We start from the raw sequence: 16,218 nt of genomic DNA, 5'->3' as shown, positions 1-16,218 counted from the left end.
GCCGCCGGCCCGGAAGTCGACCTCTCCTGGGGACGGACTGAGCGAGCGCCACGAGGGGTGGACGCACGGTCTAGGCGAGCAGTTTGCGGGCGGCGCGTTCGATGTCGGACTCCGACAGCAGGACGGTGTCGGCGGCCGGGCCGAGCGGCACGAAGCTGTCCTGTGAGGTCACCCGGGAGATCGGGCCACGGAAGCCGTTGTCGACGAGCGCCGCGATCACGCTCTCGGAGACGCCGCCGCTGTGACGGGTCTCGTCGGCGATCAGCACGCGGCCGGTCAGTTCGGCGGCGCGCATGAGGTCGTCGACCGGCAGCGGCGACAGCCACCGCAGGTCGAGCACCCGGCAGCCCAGGTCCTCCGCCGTGAGCCTGACCGCCGCCCGCAGGCTCATCCGCAGGCCGTTGCCGTACGTGACGATGGTCAGGTCGCGGCCGTCGCCGTAGGAGCGGGCGCGGCCGACCGGGACGTGCGTCTCGGCCCAACGCGCCGGCGGCGTGTACGGCGCGAGCCAGCCGCCGTCGCCCTCCTCGAAGAGATCACGCGTGTGGTACAGCGCGATGGGCTCGAGGAACACGCAGACGCTGCCGTCCGCGCGGGCGGCGGCCAGGCAGGTGCGCAGCATCGCGGCGGCGTCGTCGGGCCGCGCCGGAGACGCGACGATCATGCCGGGAATATCGCGCAATGCGGCAATTGAGTTGTCATTATGGAAATGTCCCCCAAAGCCCTTTTGATAGGCATATGAGGCGACTCGTACGACCAGTGGATTGCGATACGCGCCCTGCGAGAAGAACTGCATGGTCGACGCCTCGCCGCGAATCTGATCAAGCGCGTTGTGCAGGTAGGCGAGGTATTGGATCTCCGGCACCGGCAGCAGCCCCGACACCCCCGCCCCGAGGGCGAGGCCGAGGATGGCCTGCTCGTCCAGCAGCATGTCGAAGACCCGCTCGGCCCCGAACCTGCGCAGCAGCCCGCGCGTCACGCCGTACACGCCGCCCTTGCGGGCCACGTCCTCGCCGAACACCAGGACCCCGGAGTCCAGCGCCATCGCGTCGGCCAGCGCACGGTTGACCGCCTGGGCGACGGTCAGCCTGCCCTCCTGCTCCGGCGGGGTGGCGAAGGCGCGCTCGCGCGCCTCGGCGGGCGCGGACCGTACGGCCTCGGCGGCCACGGCCTCGGGACGGCGCGGCGCGAGCGGGGCCATCCACCTCCGCCGCCGTCGCGAGGCCGGGGCCGCCGCCGCGCACTCCGACGCCAGCTTCAGCACGTGGTCGCGCTCGGCCTCGTAGCGTGCGAGCAGCTCGTCGGGCTCGGCCAGGCCCGCCTCCACGAGCAGCCGCGCCGTACGGACGAGGGGGTCGCGGTCCAGGTCGGCGGCGATCTCCCGGCGGGTGCGGTAGCCGACCTCCACGTCGGAGCCGGCATGGCCCATCAGCCGCACGGTGCGCAGGTGCAGGAACGCCGGGGCGCGGTTGGCCCGCACGTGCTCGACGGCGCGCAGCGCCGCGTCGTAGGTCTCGGCCAGGTCGCAGCCGTCGGCCTGGAAGTACTCCAGCAGGGGGTGCCTGGCCTGCGCGATCCACTCCGGCGGCGTCTTCACGCTGATGCCGAGGCCGTTGTCCTCGCACACGAACAGCACCGGGATCTGCAGCCCGCGGAAGCGGCCGTACGCGGCGGTGTTCAGCCCGGTCAGCGCGGAGGCGTGGTTCATCGACGCGTCGCCGAAGCTGCAGACGGCGACGGCGTCCCCGGGCCAGGGTGAGGGCAGCCCGAGCATGCGCGCCCGCTCGATCGCGAAGCCGACGCCGACGGCGCGCGGCAGGTGGCTGGCGATCGTGGAGGTCTGCGGGATGACCGCGAGGCGGGGGTGACCGAACACCTTGTGCCGGCCGCCCGCGATCGGCTCCTCGGCCGACGCCGCGATCCCCAGCAGCACGTCGCGCAGCCCCTCCTCGGCCAGCCGCCCCGCCTGAGCGGAACGGGTCAGGTAGAAGGCGCCGGACCGGTAGTGCAGGAGCGCGGGGTCGTCCACGCGGAGCGCGGCGGCCACGGCGGCGTTGCCCTCGTGCCCCGACGACCCGATCGTGTAGAAGCCTTCGTCGCGCTCACGCATGACGCGGGCGGCGACGTCGAGGAGCCGGCTGCCGAGTTGCACGGCGAACAGTTCACGGCACCGCGTCCCCGTCAGGCCCGTGCCCGGCCGCACCGGCAGGTCCGGATCCCGGGAGGGTCCGGGGGTCAGCGCCCCGACGGCCTCGGCGAAATGCGTCTCCACAGCGTCCCGCACCACAGGGCCGATTATGTCGCACGATGCACGCTCCGTCCCGCACAGCGACAACTCCGTGCACGAGCGGTTATGGATCATTCCTTTTGACACAAATCGATGACGATAAGTCAGAGCACTAAACCATCGCCGGTGTTCGCCCGTCTACTCGTAATGAATGACGTGGCACCCTCAGGCCGCGTTCAACCACCGGGAAGGATGGTTCACCGGAATGTTGAAACGCATCCATGCCGCGATCGCGGCAGTGGCTCTGGGAGGGGCGGCCCTCGTCGCGCTCCCGGCCACCGCCGGCGCGGCGACGGCAGCGGGTCCCAGTGACCTGACCGTCTCCCCCAGTCCGGTCGTCGTCGCCGGCGGCGCGGGCACGACGGCGACCTTCACCTACAAGGCGTCCGAGAAGGGCGCGGCGAGGCTGGTCGACCGCGACGGCCGGATCGTGACGCTGGACCCGGCCCCCGCGACGTCGGGCCCCGCGGGCTCCGGCGCCTACACGGCCAGGTACGGCTTCACCTTCAGGGACGAGCCGGGCGTCTGGAAGCTGCAGGTGCGCGCCGACGGCGGCGTCGCGACCAAGGAGTTCCAGGTCCACTGGACCACCGACCTCGACTTCGACGCGGCACCGGACGTCGTCGACCGGGGCGACCGGATCAGGCTGACCGGCGCGCTGACCTACCGGGACGGCGGCGGCCGGCAGGCGTACGACGGGCAGCGGGTGTACCTCGCCTTCAAGCCGGTCGGCGGCTCCTACAGCCGGGTCGGCTCGGTGACGACCGACCGGAACGGCCGGTTCTCCGTCGACGAGAGAGCGGTCAGGAGCGGCTGGTGGCGCGCCGAGTTCGAAGGCGCCTCCGACGCCGAGCCCGCGACGAGCGACAGCGACCGGGTCGACGTCAGGGCCCAGGACAGCCGCACCCGGATCACCGGATTCGACGCCTCCCCCGAGCCCGTCGACGCCGGTGACGCGCTGCGCCTGCGCGGCCGGCTGGAGATCTCCGGCTTCGCCGGCTGGAGCGGCTACCCGGGCCGGCAGGTGAAGATCCTGTTCAAGCCGGCCGGCGGCTACCGCTGGCAGTACGTCACCTCCGACTGGACCGACTCCGCTGGCCGCTTCTGGGCGGACGTCACGGCGAGGACCTCCGGCTGGTGGCGGGCCGAGTTCGACGGCGCCGGCGGAGCGGGATACTCGGCGAGCGCGACCGACTACGTGACGGTCCGCGTGCCCCGGCCGACGCCTCCGCCCACGCCCGCGCCCAAGGCCGACACCCGGGTCGTCCAGTTCAACGCCGCGCCCGAGCCGGTCAGGTATCACAGGTACCTCACCTTCCGGGGCCAGCTCCAGGCCTGGGACGACGGCTGGGAGGGCTACGGCCACCAGCGGGTGACCGTGTGGTTCAAGAAGGCCGGCGGTTCCTGGCACTACGTCAAGACGCTGTGGACGAACAGCACCGGCAGGTTCTGGGGCAAGACCAAGGCGTCCGCGTCCGGCTACTGGAGGGTCGTCTTCGCCGGGAACGGCGAGGCCGATCGCTCCACCAGCCGGAGCGACTGGGTGCGCGTGAAGCGCTAGAGGATCACTGAGCCGGCCCGGGGCGTGCCGCACGCCCCGGGCCGGTCCACGCCCGCGATCGTCCGACGGGCGCGACGGCTAGAGTTTCGGCGATCACGGCGAGCGCTGCATCGGGGGCGACGGTTGGACGCGTTGATATTGGTCGCCTTCGTGGTGACGGCCGTCGTGATGGTCGCGGCCTTCGCACTGGCCGCCCGGCGGCTTCTCGGCCTGCGTTTCGGGACGATCCGAACGCTGCTCGGCGCCGCCCTCGCCGTCCTGCTGGTCGGCCCGGTCTCTCAAGCCCTGGTCGGCCCGGTGGTGGGGGACCAGGCCGGAATCACCCCGCTGTGGTTCATCATCCTCGCGTACGCCTGCGCGCTGCTGGCCTCGATGGTGTTCCTGGCGATCGCCGAGGCCCTGGTGCCGACGGATCGATCCCGGGCCCTCTGGAGGCGGTGGCCGCGATCCGGCGGCGGGCAGGACGATCACGACGCTATCTGCGCATCACCCGCATTCTCGTCCGCCACGGCCTCGGCCCCTATCTGCGCGGCCGCGACCCCGACCTGGGCGCCCCCTCCAGCCGCTTACGGCTGGCCCGCTCGCTGCGCGAGGCGCTCGACGAGGGCGGGGTCACGTTCGTGAAGCTGGGGCAGATCCTGTCCACCCGCGGCGACCTGCTGCCGCCCGAGTTCGTCGAGGAACTGCGCCTGCTGCAGGACCGGGTCGAGCCCGCGCCCTGGGAGGAGATCGAGCGCGTCGTCACCGGAGAGCTGGGCGGGCCGGTGGAGGAGGTCTTCGCCTCGTTCGAGCGCAAGCCGCTGGCGGCGGCCTCGATCGCGCAGGTCCACCTCGCGCGGCTGCGGTCGGGAGAGGAAGTGGTGGTCAAGGTCCAGCGCCCCGGGATCGCCCCCGTGGTGGAGAGGGATCTGGACATCGTGGCCCGCCTCGCCCGTACGGCGGAGCGGCGCACGCGCTGGGCCCGCGGAGTAGGGCTCGGCGACCTCGCCCGAGGCTTCGCCGAGGCGCTGCGCGAGGAGCTCGACTTCCGGGTCGAGGCGGCGAACATGGCCGCCGTCGCCGCGACGTCGAAGGACGCGGCCGTACGGTCGCCCGTGCCCCATCCGCGGCTGAGCGGCCGCCGCCTCCTCGTGATGGAGCGGCTGGACGGCGTTCCGCTCGCCACCGGCCGCGACGGCCTCGCCCCCTCCGAACGCGAGGAGGTCGCCAGGACCGTGCTGCACGCGCTGCTGGAGCAGATCCTGCTGAACGGAGTGTTCCACGCCGACCCGCACCCCGGGAACATCATGCTGCTGTCCGGCGGGGGCGTCGCCCTGCTGGACTACGGGTCCGTCGGACGTCTCGACGGCACCCTGCGGGCCGCGCTCCAGCGCCTGCTCGCCGCGCTGGACCTGGCCGACCCTGCGGGCGTCGGCGACGCCCTGCTTGAGCTGGTGCCCCGCCCGGACGAGATCGACGAGCGCGAGCTGGAGCGCGAGATCGGCCGCTTCATGGCCCGCCACCTGGTGCCCGGCATCGCCCCGGACTCCCGCATGTTCGCCGACCTGTTCCGCCTGGTCTTCGCCCACAAGCTGTCGGTGCCGCCGGAGGTGGCGGCGGTGTTCCGGGCGCTCGGGACGATCGAGGGCACGCTCACCGGCCTCGCGCCCGGGTTCGACATCGTGAAGGAGGCGCGGGACTTCGCCGGCCGCGCCCTGTCCCCGCCCGGCGGCCGTGAGGAGATCCGCACCGCGGTGGCCCAGGAGGCGGTGCGCCTGCTGCCCCTGCTGCGGCGGCTGCCCCGGAGCGTAGACCGCATCGTCGGAGCGGCGGAGAGCGGCAGGTTCAGCGTCAACGTGCGGCTGTTCGCCGACGCCCGGGACCGGCGGCACATGACCGGCCTGCTGCACCAGGCCCTCCTGACGGTGCTGGCGGCCACCGCGGGCATCATGGCCGTGCTGCTGCTCGACTCCGAGCGCGGGCCACGGGTGACCCCCGCCGTCACCCTCTATCAGCTCATCGGCTACAACCTGCTGGTGGTGAGCGCCGTCCTCGCGCTGCGCGTGCTCGTGGCGATCTTCCGGGAGCGCCGGGAGGAGTGAACCCGTCAGCGGGTTGAACGTATGCGGCTCAGAGCCAGTCGCGGCGTTTGAAGACCAGGTAGAGCGTGAGGCAGACGACGCCCATGAGCATGATCGCGACGGGGTATCCGAGCACCCAGTGCAGCTCGGGCATGTGGTCGAAGTTCATCCCGTAGATCGTGCCGACCAGCGTCGGGGCGAACAGGATGGCCGCCCACGCCGAGATCTTCTTGACCTCGTCGCCCTGGGCGATGCTCGCGGTGGTGAGCTTGGTCATCTCCTCGTTCTGCTGCTGGCTGACGAGTGTGGAGTTGACGACGAGGATGTCCTGGAGCATCTGCCGGAAGCCCGCCACCCGCTCGGTGACCGTGATCGCGTGGTCGGACACGTCGCGCAGGTAGCGCTGCAGCTCCTCGTTCACGCCGTACTTCGGCGAGCCCGCGATGAAGCCGTCGAGCATCGGGACCAGCGGGCTGGCCGCCCGCTGGAACTCGATGACCTCCCGCGACAGGGAGTAGATGCGCCGGGGCGCGGCCGGGTCGCCCCCGAAGACCTGCACCTCGATCTCGTCGATGTCGTTCTGCAGCCCGGCGACCACCGGCGCGTAGCCGTCCACCACCGCGTCGAGGATCGCGTACAGCACGGCCTGCGGCCCCTGGCGGAGCAGGTCGGGGTCCGACTCCATGCGCCGACGCACCTTGGAAAGGTCCGGCGCCTCGCTGTGCCGTACGGTCAGCACGAAGTCGGGACCGACGAAGACATGCAGCTCGCCGAAGGCGACCTTCTCCGGCTTGTCGAGGTACTGCGCCGCCCGCAGCACCACGAACAGCGTGTCGCCGTACCGGTCGGCCTTGGGCCGCTGGTGGGCGACGATGGCGTCCTCGATGGCGAGCTCGTGCAGGCCGAACTCCTCGGCCGCCTTGATCAGCTCGGCCTCCTCCGGCCGGTACAGGCCGATCCACGCCATCGCCCTCGGCCGCGAGCGCAGCGAGGCGATCGCGTCGCCCAGCGACAGCGGCGAGTCCACGCGCTCGCCGTCCACGTACACCGCGTTGTCGATCACGCTCTGCCTGAACGTCTCCCCCTCGTCCGCGCGTGGGTCCATGGAATGCTCGGGAGCCTGCTCCGGTTTCGCCCTCATCAGCCCACTCAACCCGCTCAATCCGCGCAGTCCACGCATACGCCGCTCAGTCACACGTAGAAGGTAACCGCCATCGTCACGCTTACTCGGTTCCTGCCCAAACAGACCGTACGGACCGAGGGCGGAAGCACGGGGAGCACGGGCCGGGGCGGCGGGCCGTACGATTCCGGGGGTGAACCCCCTGAAGGCCCTGTGGAACCACCTGACCCACACGCAGATCGCGCCCCCGCTCTGGCTGGTCGTCCTGTCCGGGTTCGCCGCCCTCGCCGTCGTCGCCTATCCGGCGTCTTGGCACATCTCACGCGGCCTGATCACGATCGCGCACGAGGGGGGCCACGCGCTGATCGCGGTGCTGACCCGGCGCAAGCTGCGGGGCATCCGCCTCCACTCGGACACCTCGGGCGTGACGCTCACCAGGGGCAGGCCCACGGGACCCGGCATGATCGCCACGGCCGCGGCGGGATACGTCGCGCCCTCCCTGATCGGGCTCGGGTCGGCCTGGCTGGTCTCCGGCGGGCGGATCACGATGCTGCTGTGGGCCGTGCTCGCGCTGCTGACGTGCATGCTGCTGATGATCAGGAACTTCTTCGGCGCCGTGTCGCTGCTCGCCGTAGGCGGCGCGGTCTTCGCGCTGTCGTGGTTCGCCCCGCCCCACGTCCAGTCGGCCTGCGCGTACGCCGCCGCGTGGTTCCTGCTGCTCGGCGGCGTACGGCCGATCCTTGAGCTGCAGACCAAGCGCCGCCTCGGCCGCGCCCCGGACTCCGACGCCGACCAGCTCGCCCGGCTGACCCGCGTGCCCGGCACGCTCTGGGTGCTGCTGTTCCTGCTCGTCTCCACCGCCGCGCTCGTCTACGGCGGCTATCTCCTCACCGCCCGCTGGCTGCCTCTTTGACGCGCTCCCCGGCCTGAAGGCCGGGGATTCAGCCCGTGCCGCGTCATGCGGCACCTCTGCGGCTTCCTGCTTCATCGCGCTGTGCCAGGTCAGGGCCTGGTCTTACCTGCGCTCCACAGGCGTTTAGTCTCTCCGCCCGTCCGGCGGCGAGGATGTTCTTCGCGGCGTTGACGTCCCGGTCGTGGACCACCCCGCAGGGGCAGGTCCACTCCCGGACGTTCAGCGGCATGCACTCGGCCAGTGCCTCGCACTCCGAGCACAGCTTGGAGGAGGGAAACCACCGGTCGATCCGATGGAAGACCCGCCCGTGCAGACGAGCCTTGTATTCGAGCATCCCGGCGAACGCGCACCTGCTGGTGAACTTCCCGCCCAAGGTCGCACTGTCCCGCCTCGTCAACTCGTTGAAAAGGGTGTCCTCCCGCCGGATGCGGACCGAGTTCCCCGAACTGGCCCGCCACTACTACCGGGCGAACAAGCTGTGGTCGGGCTCCTACTTCGCCGGGAGCGTAGGCGGCGCACCGATCAGCGTCCTGCGCCAGTACATCGAGCAGCAAAACCACCCCGTCTGACCTGCTAAGACGCCGATCCGCCTGACGGCGAATCGGCTTCCCTGCCCCGCTACGCGGGAAAGTCCGCTTCACCCCCGGCCTGAAGGCCGGAGCACTGCGGACGAATCCAGTAGCTGTTGACCTTGCCGCGACGTCAACGTCTCTAATGAGGGCATGCGGATCGGAGAACTCGCCGCGCTGGCCGGGGTGTCCACCCGTACCGTGCGGCACTACCACCACCAGGGCGTGCTGCCCGAGCCGCCGAGGCGGGTCAACGGCTACCGCGAGTACGGCCTGCGCGACGCGCTCCGCCTCGCCCGGGCCCGGAGGCTGACCGAGCTGGGCCTGTCGCTGGACGAGGTGCGCGACGTGCTGGCCGGCGACTCCGCCCGGGAACTGCGGGAGATCCTGCTGGAGCTGGACGCCGACCTCGCCCGGCAGGAGGCGGCGATCCGGGCCAGGCGCGAGCGGCTCGCGGCGTTGCTGAGCGAGGAGTCGCCGTCGCCGGACGGCGCCGTCTCGCCGCGGATGGCCGAGTTCCTGCGGGGCCTCGAACCCGTGCGCGACTCCCCGTTCGCGGCGGCCGACGCCGAACTGCTCGCCCTCCTCGACACGGCGGCCGAGCCGGAGGACCGGGACCGGTTGCTGGAGCTGATGCGGCCCATGACCACGCCGGAGGCGCTGGCCCGGGCCGAGGCGTTGTATCGGAGGCTGGCGGAGCTGGACGGCGCCGACCCCGCCGACCCCCGCGTCGGCGCCCTCGCCGCCGACTTCGCCGCCCACCTGCCCCGCGAACTCGCCGCCGCGCTCGCCTGCGCGATGCCCGGGGCCGACGACCCGTTCGCCCAGGCGTTCCTCGCCGAACTGTCCCCCGCGCAGGCCGAGGTCGTACGGCAGGCCATGGCGCTGCTCACGGACGAAGAGCCGTCGTGAGGCACGCCGCGGGCTACAGCCGGGAGCAGACGCCGACGATGGCGGCGATGCTGTTCGTGCTGGTCCTGGAGACCGTGGCCATGGACCTGCTGCTGCGCCGGTTCGGGTTGCCGGACCCGCCGCGCCTGGTGATCCTGGCCCTCGACGCGTCGTCGGCCCTCGGCGTGCTCGGCGTCATGGTGAGCTGCGCCCGTCGGCCGCACACCGTGTCGCCTGACGGGCTGCGCCTGCGGTATGGCCGGCTGTTCAGCCTGGACGTCCCCGCGGAGATCATCGCGTCGGCGCGGATCGACCGCCGTTACGACGAGAAGAGACTCGTGCGCCTCTCGGACGGCGAGCTCGCCCTCGCGGTCTCGTCCCAGACCAACATCGTGGTCGACCTGCGCGAACCGATGAAGGTGCCTCGCCCACGCCGCCCTTGGACGGCCGTACGCCCTGCGGAGACCGTCCGGCGGGTGCGGTTCTTCGCCGACGACCCGGCGGCGGCGCTGCGGGCCGTCGTCGCGCTCACCACGACGACCGCGGGCGAGCGCGCTGCCTGACCCGTCGTCCGGCGGGACACCCCCGGCCTACGGCACCACCTTCGACCTGATCGACATGACATCACCTATAGGAGGCAAGCTCCGCCAGGTGGTGCAGCGAGTTGATGAGATGCTCAGGGCCGAACGGCGGGAACTGGATGCCTCGCTCCCGGATGAACTGCGGCACCGCCGACCAGTCGTAGGTGAGCGTGATCTGAGTCTCGGACGGACCGAGCGGCGCGAGGTCGTAACGCCAGATCCAGCCGCCGAACTCCAGCTGACCGTCGCTCTTCTCCTGCCCCGTCAGCCAGCCGATGGCGCGCGGCGAATCGAGCACCACGATCTTGTTGACCACCTGGTAGTCGCCGTTTGGATGGTCGACGTGATGCATGTCCATCCGGAAGATCTGCCCCACCTCGGTCAGCGGCGCCTGGTTGACGGCTTCCTGAACCCAGCCGGTGCCGTCGATCGCGGAGTGGGTCGTCGGGTCGGCCAGCACCGCGAACACCCTCGCGGCGGGCGCGGCGACAGTCAGGGTGGCACTCACTTTCTCGCTTTCGTCGAGCTGGACGGCGAGCAGGTAGTTCTTCACGGCGAACTCCTTCGAAGGATCAGGCGGACAGGCGGCGTGCGACGGCCGTCACCGGCCTCTCACCTTCGCTACGAACCGGTTCCACGCCATTCGACATCACCCGGGAAAAAACGGAGGACGTGTTCGCCCCGACCGGGTCCTGCCACCGCGAACGCCGGCTCCGCCCTTTACGTTGTAGATTCGTCCGCTGCGTCGTGGATGAGGGCGATGTCGGCGGGGTCGGCGGGCCGGCCGTTCTCGGCGGCGGCCTGGGCCACGAGGAGTTCGCCGGTGTGGGTCACGTGGGCGCGCATCGCCACGGCGGCGGCGTCCGGGTCGCCCCCGAGGACGGCGGCGAGGATCGGCTCGTGCTCCGCGGCGACGTCCGCGAGCGAGCGGGAGCGGTCGACCGTGGAGGCGCCCAGTGTCACCGTGGCGTCCCTGAGCCCGGCGACGACCTCGGCGAGCCGCCGGTTGGCCCCCGCGGCGAGGATCGCGTCGTGGAACGCCCGGTCGTGCCGCATGAACTGGGGGCTCGTCGTGGTCGGCCGCCGCGGCGCGCATGGCCTCCAGTTCCTCGCGCAGTGCGCGGGCGAGGCCGGGACCGGCGTGGCGGGCCGCCCGCCTGGTCGCCGGCACCTCGAGCAGCAGCCGCAGGTGGAACACCTCGGCGATCTCCCTGGGATCGCGGCGCAGCACCCGGAAGCCCCGGCTCCGCTCGAATCGCACCAGGCCGGCCTCCGCCAGCCGGAGCATCGCCTCGCGTACGGGGGTGCGGGAGACGTTGAGCTGCTCGGCCAGCCGGTACACCGAATACAGCTCTCCGGGCCGCAGCTCCCCCGAGTGGATGGCCTCTCTGACCGCCTCGATTACCTGCTCGGTGAGACTGGACGTGCCGGCGACCGCTCGCACCGTCTGACCACCCTCCGAAGGGTCGTGGGCCCGCCCGCGTACGGCGGCGCATTGACATGCAGCATGCTACATGTCAGGTTGCCCATCGGACATGCCGCGCGCCGCGCAGGCCCCACGGGCCTGCGCCCCCATGACCCCGCGAGTGAAAGGCCCAGCGATCGTGATCGTCCCGAGCAACCCCGAGTCCGTCTTCACGTACGGCGCGCCCGCCCTGAAGTTCGGGTCCGGCGCGTCCGCCGAGATCGGTTTCGACCTCGGGCAGTACGGCGTACGCCGCGTGCTGGTGCTGACCGACGCCGGGGTGGCGGCGACGGGCGCTCCGGCACGCATCGCCGAACAGATCGCCGGGTTCGGCATGCACGCGGAGGTGTACGACGGCGTGCACGTCGAGCCCACCGACGAGAGCCTGCTCGCGGCGATCGGGCACGCCCGCGCGAGCGGCCCGTGGGACGCCTTCGTGGCGGTCGGCGGCGGGTCGAGCATCGACACGGCCAAGGCCGTCAACCTGCTGACGACGAATCCCGGCGAGCTGATGGACTACGTCAACGCGCCGATCGGCGCCGGGCGCGCCCCCTCTCGGCCGCTCAAGCCGCTGGTCGCGGTGCCCACGACCACGGGCACCGGCTCGGAGAGCACCACGATCTGCGTGCTCGACGTGCTCGGCCTGAAGGTCAAGACGGGGATCAGCCACGCCCGCCTCCGCCCGGTGCTGGCCGTCGTGGACCCGGATCTCACGATGACGCAGCCGCCCGAGGTGACCGCCGCGGCGGGGATGGACATCCTCTGTCACGCCCTGGAGAGCTACACCGCCCGGCCGTACACCTCGTACGAGCGCAGGCGGCCGGAGGAGCGCGTGCCGTACTGCGGGTCGAACCCGGTGGCGGACATGTGGTCGGAGCAGGCGATCCGGCTGCTCGCGGGCTCGTTCCGCAGGGCCGTACGGCACGGCGACGACGCGGAGGCGAGGGGCGCGATGGCGCTGGCGGCGACGTTCGCGGGGCTGGGCTTCGGCAACGCGGGCGTGCACATCCCGCACGCCAACGCCTATCCGATCGCCGGCCGGGTGAAGGACTTCCATCCGCGCGGCTATCCCGGCGACGAGCCCATGGTGCCGCACGGCATGGCCGTGGCGCTGACCGCGCCGGAGGCGTTCCGGTTCACCTTCGAGGCGGACCCGGCGCGGCACCTGCGCGCGGCCGAGCTGCTCGATCCCTCCGCGGCGAGGCCGGACGAGCCGGCGGAGTTCCTGCCCCGCGTGCTGACCGCGCTCATGCGCGACGTCGGCATCCCGAACGGCATCGGCGGAGTGGGATACGCGGAAGGCGACGTTCCGGCGCTGGTGGAGGGGGCGATGAAGCAGCAGCGGCTGCTCACCACCTCACCCAGGCCCGTGGCGGAGGACGACCTCGCCGGCATCCTGACCCGTTCGCTCGTCCTCTGGTGAGCCCGTCCGGCCCTGTCCCCCGCCCCGCCTCCGGCGGGTCCTCGGCGGTCGCCGACGCTCAGCAGTGCTTGCTCAGCGACATACCCTTGATCAGGGGGTACAGGCTGGGGTCGAACCGGCCTTCGGCCAGCCATCGATACTTCCGCGGCCAGGCGAGGGGCAGGTTCTTGACGAACTTGGTGCTGGTGCTGCCGGGTACGCGTATGTCGGCGAGCAGTGCGCCGTTCTCGTCCTTGAGATGTGCCCACATCAGCCAGGCGTCGTCACCCGACATGCTGGTGAGCGTGGCGTCGAACGAGGCCGTGCCGTCCGGATAGAGAGTCCACGTCGGGGCCGTCCGGTCGGCACCGCCGCTGTACATCGTGCAGTCACCCGCGGTGGAGCCGTGCTTCCAGGTGAACGTCTTGTAGGCGGCGGACGCGTTGGCCGTTCCCGTGGGGAGCGCCAGACCGAGGGCGAGGGCGCCCACGGTTACAGCCATGACCGTGCTTCTGCGGATGCTCTTCATCACGTCTCACCTCTCGTCGGCGGCTGTGCCGCTCGGGCTGTCAGGCGGAGCCCCGTGGTGGGTTCCGCGGGCCTTGCACGCCATTGGTAGGGCCGGGCGGTTGCAGAGTGCTTGACCTTCTCTTGCCGGTGACCGCTCCTGCCCATGACCCGGGCCGTCGGAGTGCGGGAGCGCGGGCGGGGAGGTCAGCCGGCGGGTTGCGGTCCTCGTGATGAGGGCGTCGTGCCGGTTGGGCGCCCCACGACCGACGGCAGGCGGAACCGCCGGAGCGGCGGGAGAAGCGGGGAAGGTCAGCGGTGCGACAGGGTGGAGCCGGAACGGCCCTTCACCACGCGGAGCTGGGCGGGGATGCGCACCCGAAGCTCGGCGACGTGGCTGACCACGCCGACGGCCCGGCCCCCCTCGCGCAGGCCGTCGAGGATGTCGAGCACGTCGTCGAGCGTCTCGTCGTCGAGGGTGCCGAAGCCCTCGTCCACGAAGAGGCTGCCGATCTCCGCACCGCCCGCCTCGGCGGTCACCACGTCGGCCAGGCCAAGCGCCAGGGCGAGCGAGGTGATGAAGCTCTCGCCGCCGGAGAGCGTGGCCGGATCGCGTTCCACGCCGGTCCAGGCGTCGAGCACGCGCAGGCCCAGCCCGCCGCCCGACCGGCCCCGGTCGCCCGCGGACCGGTTCAGGTCGTGCCGCAGCAGGTAGCGCCCGCTCGACATGCGGTCGAGGCGCTCGTTCGCCGCGTCGACGACCTGGCGGAGGCGCTCGCCCAGCACGTACGCCGACAGCCTCATGTGCCACCGGTTGTCGCCGGACGTGCCGGTCGCCAGCTCGGCGAGCCGGCGCGCCAGGCGGTGCCGTTCCTCGGCGGGCCGGTAGGCGCGCAGCGCGGCGTCCAGTTCTCCGGCGAGCGCCGTGAGCTGGTCGAGCCTGCCCTTCGCCCGGTCGCGCGCCGAGGTGCGGGCGGCGTGGTCCCGCTCGGCCCGCTCATGGCCGGCCTCCAGCTCCGGCAGGTCGGCGGCGGGCTCGGCCGCCGCCGCGACCAGTTCGGGATCGGCGAGCAGTCCCTCGACCGTGGCCCGCTCGGCGTCCAGGTGTCCCAGCCGCTCGGACATCGCCTCCCGGTCCTCCGGCGTGCGCACGGCGGCCGCCGCGTGCTCCACACTGGCGAACCCCTCGCCGGTGGCGGCCCTGGCCGCCTCGGCCAGCGCCGTCTCGCTCTCGCGGTCGGCCGCGGCCGCCGCGACCGCCGCCTCGGCGGCCTCCCTGAGCAGGTCCGCCTCCTCGGTCAGCCGGTCGAGGCGGGCGGCGGAGCCGAGGGGTCCCCGCCGCGGGCGGCGTCGATCACCTCGAGCCAGCCTGCGCTCGTCTGCCGCCAGCCCTGTCCCGATGCGCGAGCGCCTCGGCGAGCGCCGCGCCGGTGCGCGCGGCCCGCGCGCCCAGCTCCTCCAGCTCGGCCGCGAGCCGGGTGGCGCGGGCGGCCAGTCCCTCCTCCGCCGCGGCCAGGGACCGGGCGCGTTCCAGGTCCGCCTCCGCCGTCGCGAGGTCGCCCTCCAGACCCGCGGCGAGCCGCTCGCCCTCCGCGAGCAGCGCGTCCCGCCTGGTCCTGGTCTCGGTCAGCAGCCCGGTCAGCTCCGCGGCCCGGTCGCGGGCCGACTCCAGCTCCGCCGCGAGCCGCCTGGCCTCCGCCTCGGCCGCCTCGACCGCCGTCTCGGCCGCGCGCAGCCGCGACAGCTCCTCGCGGGCGTCCGCGAGGGCGGCGGACGCGTCCTCCTGGGACAGGTCCGCCGCACGCGCCGTGGCGTCGCCGAGCCTCGACGAGAGCGCGGCGACGGCCGTCTCCGCCTCCTCGCGGGCCCGCTGCGCGGCCTCGAACGCCTCCTGCGCCGCTTGCTCGTCGTCCGCGGTCGCGGCCCGTCCGGCGGGTGCGGCGGGACGGGGGTGTTCGGTGGCGCCGCAGACGGCGCAGGGCGCTCCGGCCACGAGCCCGGCCGCCAGTTCGGCCGCCATGCCGTCGATCCTGGCCTGGCGGACCTCCTGGAGCCGGTCGCGGCACTCCTGGGCCAGGTCGACGGCCGCGCGCCGGTCGTGCTCGGCCGTCTCCAGCTCGGCGGTCAGCGCGTCGCGCAGCCGCGCGGCCTCCAGCCGCTCGCCCGCCAGATGAGCGGCGGCCTCCAGCGCGGGGACGCGCGCGGCCATGTCGCGCAAGCCCCTGAGCCGCTCCTCGGCGGCGGCCAGCAGCTCCGGCAGCTCCGCCTGCGCGGCCCGTGCCCGCGCCTCGTCCTCGGCGAGCCGCGTCAGTTCGCCGTCCAGCAGCGCGGCTTGCCCGGTGACCTCCCGCAGCCGCAGCGCGGCGTCCCTGGCGGCCGTCAGCCCCGGCAGGCTCGCCGCCGCCGTACGCGCGCGGGCGAGCCGTTCCTCGACGTCGAGCCGCTCGGCGGGCAGGGCCGCCAGCCGCCGCGTCACCTCCGACTCCTCCTCGGTCAGCTCCGCCAGCCCGCGTTCGGCGTCCGCGCGCTCGCTTCGCACCTGCCGCAGGCGCGCCTCCTCCGGGAGGATCTGGCGCACCCGGGCGACCTCGTCGCGCCGCTCCCGCTCCAGCACGGCCAGCCGCTCCGGGTCCGGCCGCTCTTTATCCAGCCGCTCTTTATCCAGCCGCTCTTTATCCAGCCGCTCTTTATCCAGCCGCTCCGTATCCAGCCACTCCGGGTCCGACCGCTCCGGGTCAGGTCCCCGCACCTGCCATACGGCGTCGGCGTCCTGCCACGCGGCGCCCGGTTCCGTATCGGGCCCCGGCCCGAGGCCGGGAAGCGCGCGGATCACGGCGTCGGCGGCCACCCGCCGCGCTTGGC

At 72.7% G+C, this 16,218-nt stretch carries 13 protein-coding genes and 3 pseudogenes; 7 read left to right on the top strand and 9 right to left on the bottom strand.

Annotated elements, in window-relative coordinates:
- Positions 1 to 70: 70 nt before the first annotated feature.
- The gene (locus B1L11_RS28525) at positions 71 to 2,287 is read right to left on the bottom strand and encodes a thiamine pyrophosphate-dependent enzyme (RefSeq protein WP_143737615.1); all 2,217 of its coding nucleotides are present in this window, start codon (positions 2,285 to 2,287) and stop codon (positions 71 to 73) included.
- 205 nt (positions 2,288 to 2,492) lie between these two features.
- Here B1L11_RS28525 and B1L11_RS28520 point away from each other — a divergent pair, with 205 nt between their 5' ends.
- Together B1L11_RS28520 and B1L11_RS28515 are read left to right on the top strand one after the other, a co-directional pair.
- A complete protein-coding gene (locus tag B1L11_RS28520; protein ID WP_143737614.1) occupies positions 2,493 to 3,848 on the top strand; it encodes a hypothetical protein in 1,356 nt (451 codons plus the stop codon).
- Positions 3,849 to 4,285: 437 nt separating this feature from the next.
- Positions 4,286 to 5,929 carry an AarF/ABC1/UbiB kinase family protein gene (locus tag B1L11_RS28515; RefSeq protein ID WP_218671366.1) on the top strand — a complete coding sequence of 548 codons (1,644 nt, stop codon included), beginning with the start codon at positions 4,286 to 4,288 and terminating at the stop codon, positions 5,927 to 5,929.
- 28 nt (positions 5,930 to 5,957) lie between these two features.
- On the opposite strand, the gene B1L11_RS28510 is transcribed toward B1L11_RS28515, so the two are convergent.
- On the bottom strand, positions 5,958 to 7,013 hold the full coding sequence (locus tag B1L11_RS28510; RefSeq protein ID WP_079317916.1) for a magnesium and cobalt transport protein CorA: 1,056 nt from the start codon (positions 7,011 to 7,013) through the stop codon (positions 5,958 to 5,960).
- 208 nt (positions 7,014 to 7,221) lie between these two features.
- Between B1L11_RS28510 and B1L11_RS28505 the strand changes: the two genes are divergently transcribed.
- Positions 7,222 to 7,941 carry a M50 family metallopeptidase gene (locus B1L11_RS28505; protein WP_256862972.1) on the top strand — a complete coding sequence of 240 codons (720 nt, stop codon included), beginning with the start codon at positions 7,222 to 7,224 and terminating at the stop codon, positions 7,939 to 7,941.
- Positions 7,942 to 7,984: 43 nt separating this feature from the next.
- Here the strand turns inward: B1L11_RS28505 and B1L11_RS28500 are convergent.
- A pseudogene (locus tag B1L11_RS28500) lies at positions 7,985 to 8,284 on the bottom strand (zinc ribbon domain-containing protein); the annotation flags it as partial.
- On the opposite strand from B1L11_RS28500, the pseudogene tnpA reads away from it, so the two are divergent.
- The 3 genes and pseudogenes from tnpA to B1L11_RS28485 all read left to right on the top strand — a co-directional run.
- Positions 8,283 to 8,510: pseudogene (gene tnpA / locus B1L11_RS28495) on the top strand (IS200/IS605 family transposase); the annotation flags it as partial. The pseudogenes B1L11_RS28500 and tnpA sit on opposite strands and share 2 nt — an antisense overlap.
- Before the next feature lie 153 nt (positions 8,511 to 8,663).
- Positions 8,664 to 9,422 carry a MerR family transcriptional regulator gene (locus B1L11_RS28490; protein ID WP_079317912.1) on the top strand — a complete coding sequence of 253 codons (759 nt, stop codon included), beginning with the start codon at positions 8,664 to 8,666 and terminating at the stop codon, positions 9,420 to 9,422.
- The gene (locus B1L11_RS28485) at positions 9,419 to 9,964 is read left to right on the top strand and encodes a hypothetical protein (RefSeq protein WP_079317910.1); all 546 of its coding nucleotides are present in this window, start codon (positions 9,419 to 9,421) and stop codon (positions 9,962 to 9,964) included. Before B1L11_RS28490 ends, B1L11_RS28485 begins: the two co-directional genes overlap by 4 nt.
- A gap of 61 nt (positions 9,965 to 10,025) precedes the next feature.
- Here B1L11_RS28485 and B1L11_RS28480 read toward each other — a convergent pair whose 3' ends face one another.
- The 3 genes and pseudogenes from B1L11_RS28480 to B1L11_RS55245 all read right to left on the bottom strand — a co-directional run.
- Positions 10,026 to 10,535, bottom strand: coding sequence for an SRPBCC family protein (locus B1L11_RS28480; protein WP_218671365.1), 510 nt, complete (start codon positions 10,533 to 10,535; stop codon positions 10,026 to 10,028).
- 167 nt (positions 10,536 to 10,702) lie between these two features.
- The gene (locus B1L11_RS52175; RefSeq protein ID WP_256862971.1) at positions 10,703 to 11,038 is read right to left on the bottom strand and encodes an FCD domain-containing protein; all 336 of its coding nucleotides are present in this window, start codon (positions 11,036 to 11,038) and stop codon (positions 10,703 to 10,705) included.
- 79 nt (positions 11,039 to 11,117) lie between these two features.
- A pseudogene (locus B1L11_RS55245) lies at positions 11,118 to 11,426 on the bottom strand (GntR family transcriptional regulator); the annotation flags it as partial.
- 142 nt (positions 11,427 to 11,568) lie between these two features.
- On the opposite strand from B1L11_RS55245, the gene B1L11_RS28470 reads away from it, so the two are divergent.
- The gene (locus B1L11_RS28470) at positions 11,569 to 12,870 is read left to right on the top strand and encodes a hydroxyacid-oxoacid transhydrogenase (protein WP_256862970.1); all 1,302 of its coding nucleotides are present in this window, start codon (positions 11,569 to 11,571) and stop codon (positions 12,868 to 12,870) included.
- 58 nt (positions 12,871 to 12,928) lie between these two features.
- On the opposite strand, the gene B1L11_RS28465 is transcribed toward B1L11_RS28470, so the two are convergent.
- From B1L11_RS28465 to B1L11_RS28455, 3 genes are all read right to left on the bottom strand, one after another.
- A complete protein-coding gene (locus B1L11_RS28465) occupies positions 12,929 to 13,378 on the bottom strand; it encodes a DUF6294 family protein (RefSeq protein ID WP_079317908.1) in 450 nt (149 codons plus the stop codon).
- A 290-nt stretch (positions 13,379 to 13,668) separates the two neighbouring features.
- Positions 13,669 to 14,529, bottom strand: coding sequence for an SbcC/MukB-like Walker B domain-containing protein (locus B1L11_RS28460; protein ID WP_256862969.1), 861 nt, complete (start codon positions 14,527 to 14,529; stop codon positions 13,669 to 13,671).
- 181 nt (positions 14,530 to 14,710) lie between these two features.
- Positions 14,711 to 16,204: a hypothetical protein gene (locus tag B1L11_RS28455; RefSeq protein ID WP_143737613.1), complete on the bottom strand. Its 1,494-nt coding sequence runs from the start codon at positions 16,202 to 16,204 to the stop codon at positions 14,711 to 14,713.
- Between the last annotated feature and the right edge of the window lie 14 nt (positions 16,205 to 16,218).

Source organism: Microbispora sp. GKU 823, from assembly GCF_002027145.1.
In the GTDB taxonomy this organism is placed as follows: domain Bacteria; phylum Actinomycetota; class Actinomycetes; order Streptosporangiales; family Streptosporangiaceae; genus Microbispora; species Microbispora siamensis.
The sequence above is the reverse complement of the archived record's forward strand: the minus strand, read 5'-3'. Positions and strand labels throughout refer to the sequence as shown.

Excerpts from the sequence above, each read along its gene's own strand:
- B1L11_RS28465 (WP_079317908.1), bottom strand. The coding sequence starts at position 13,378 with ATGAAGAGCATCCGCAGAAGCACGGTCATGGCTGTAACCGTGGGCGCC.
- B1L11_RS28520 (WP_143737614.1), top strand. The coding sequence starts at position 2,493 with ATGTTGAAACGCATCCATGCCGCGATCGCGGCAGTGGCTCTGGGAGGG.
- B1L11_RS28490 (WP_079317912.1), top strand. The coding sequence starts at position 8,664 with ATGCGGATCGGAGAACTCGCCGCGCTGGCCGGGGTGTCCACCCGTACC.
- B1L11_RS28510 (WP_079317916.1), bottom strand. The coding sequence starts at position 7,013 with ATGGACCCACGCGCGGACGAGGGGGAGACGTTCAGGCAGAGCGTGATC.
- B1L11_RS52175 (WP_256862971.1), bottom strand. The coding sequence starts at position 11,038 with ATGCGGCACGACCGGGCGTTCCACGACGCGATCCTCGCCGCGGGGGCC.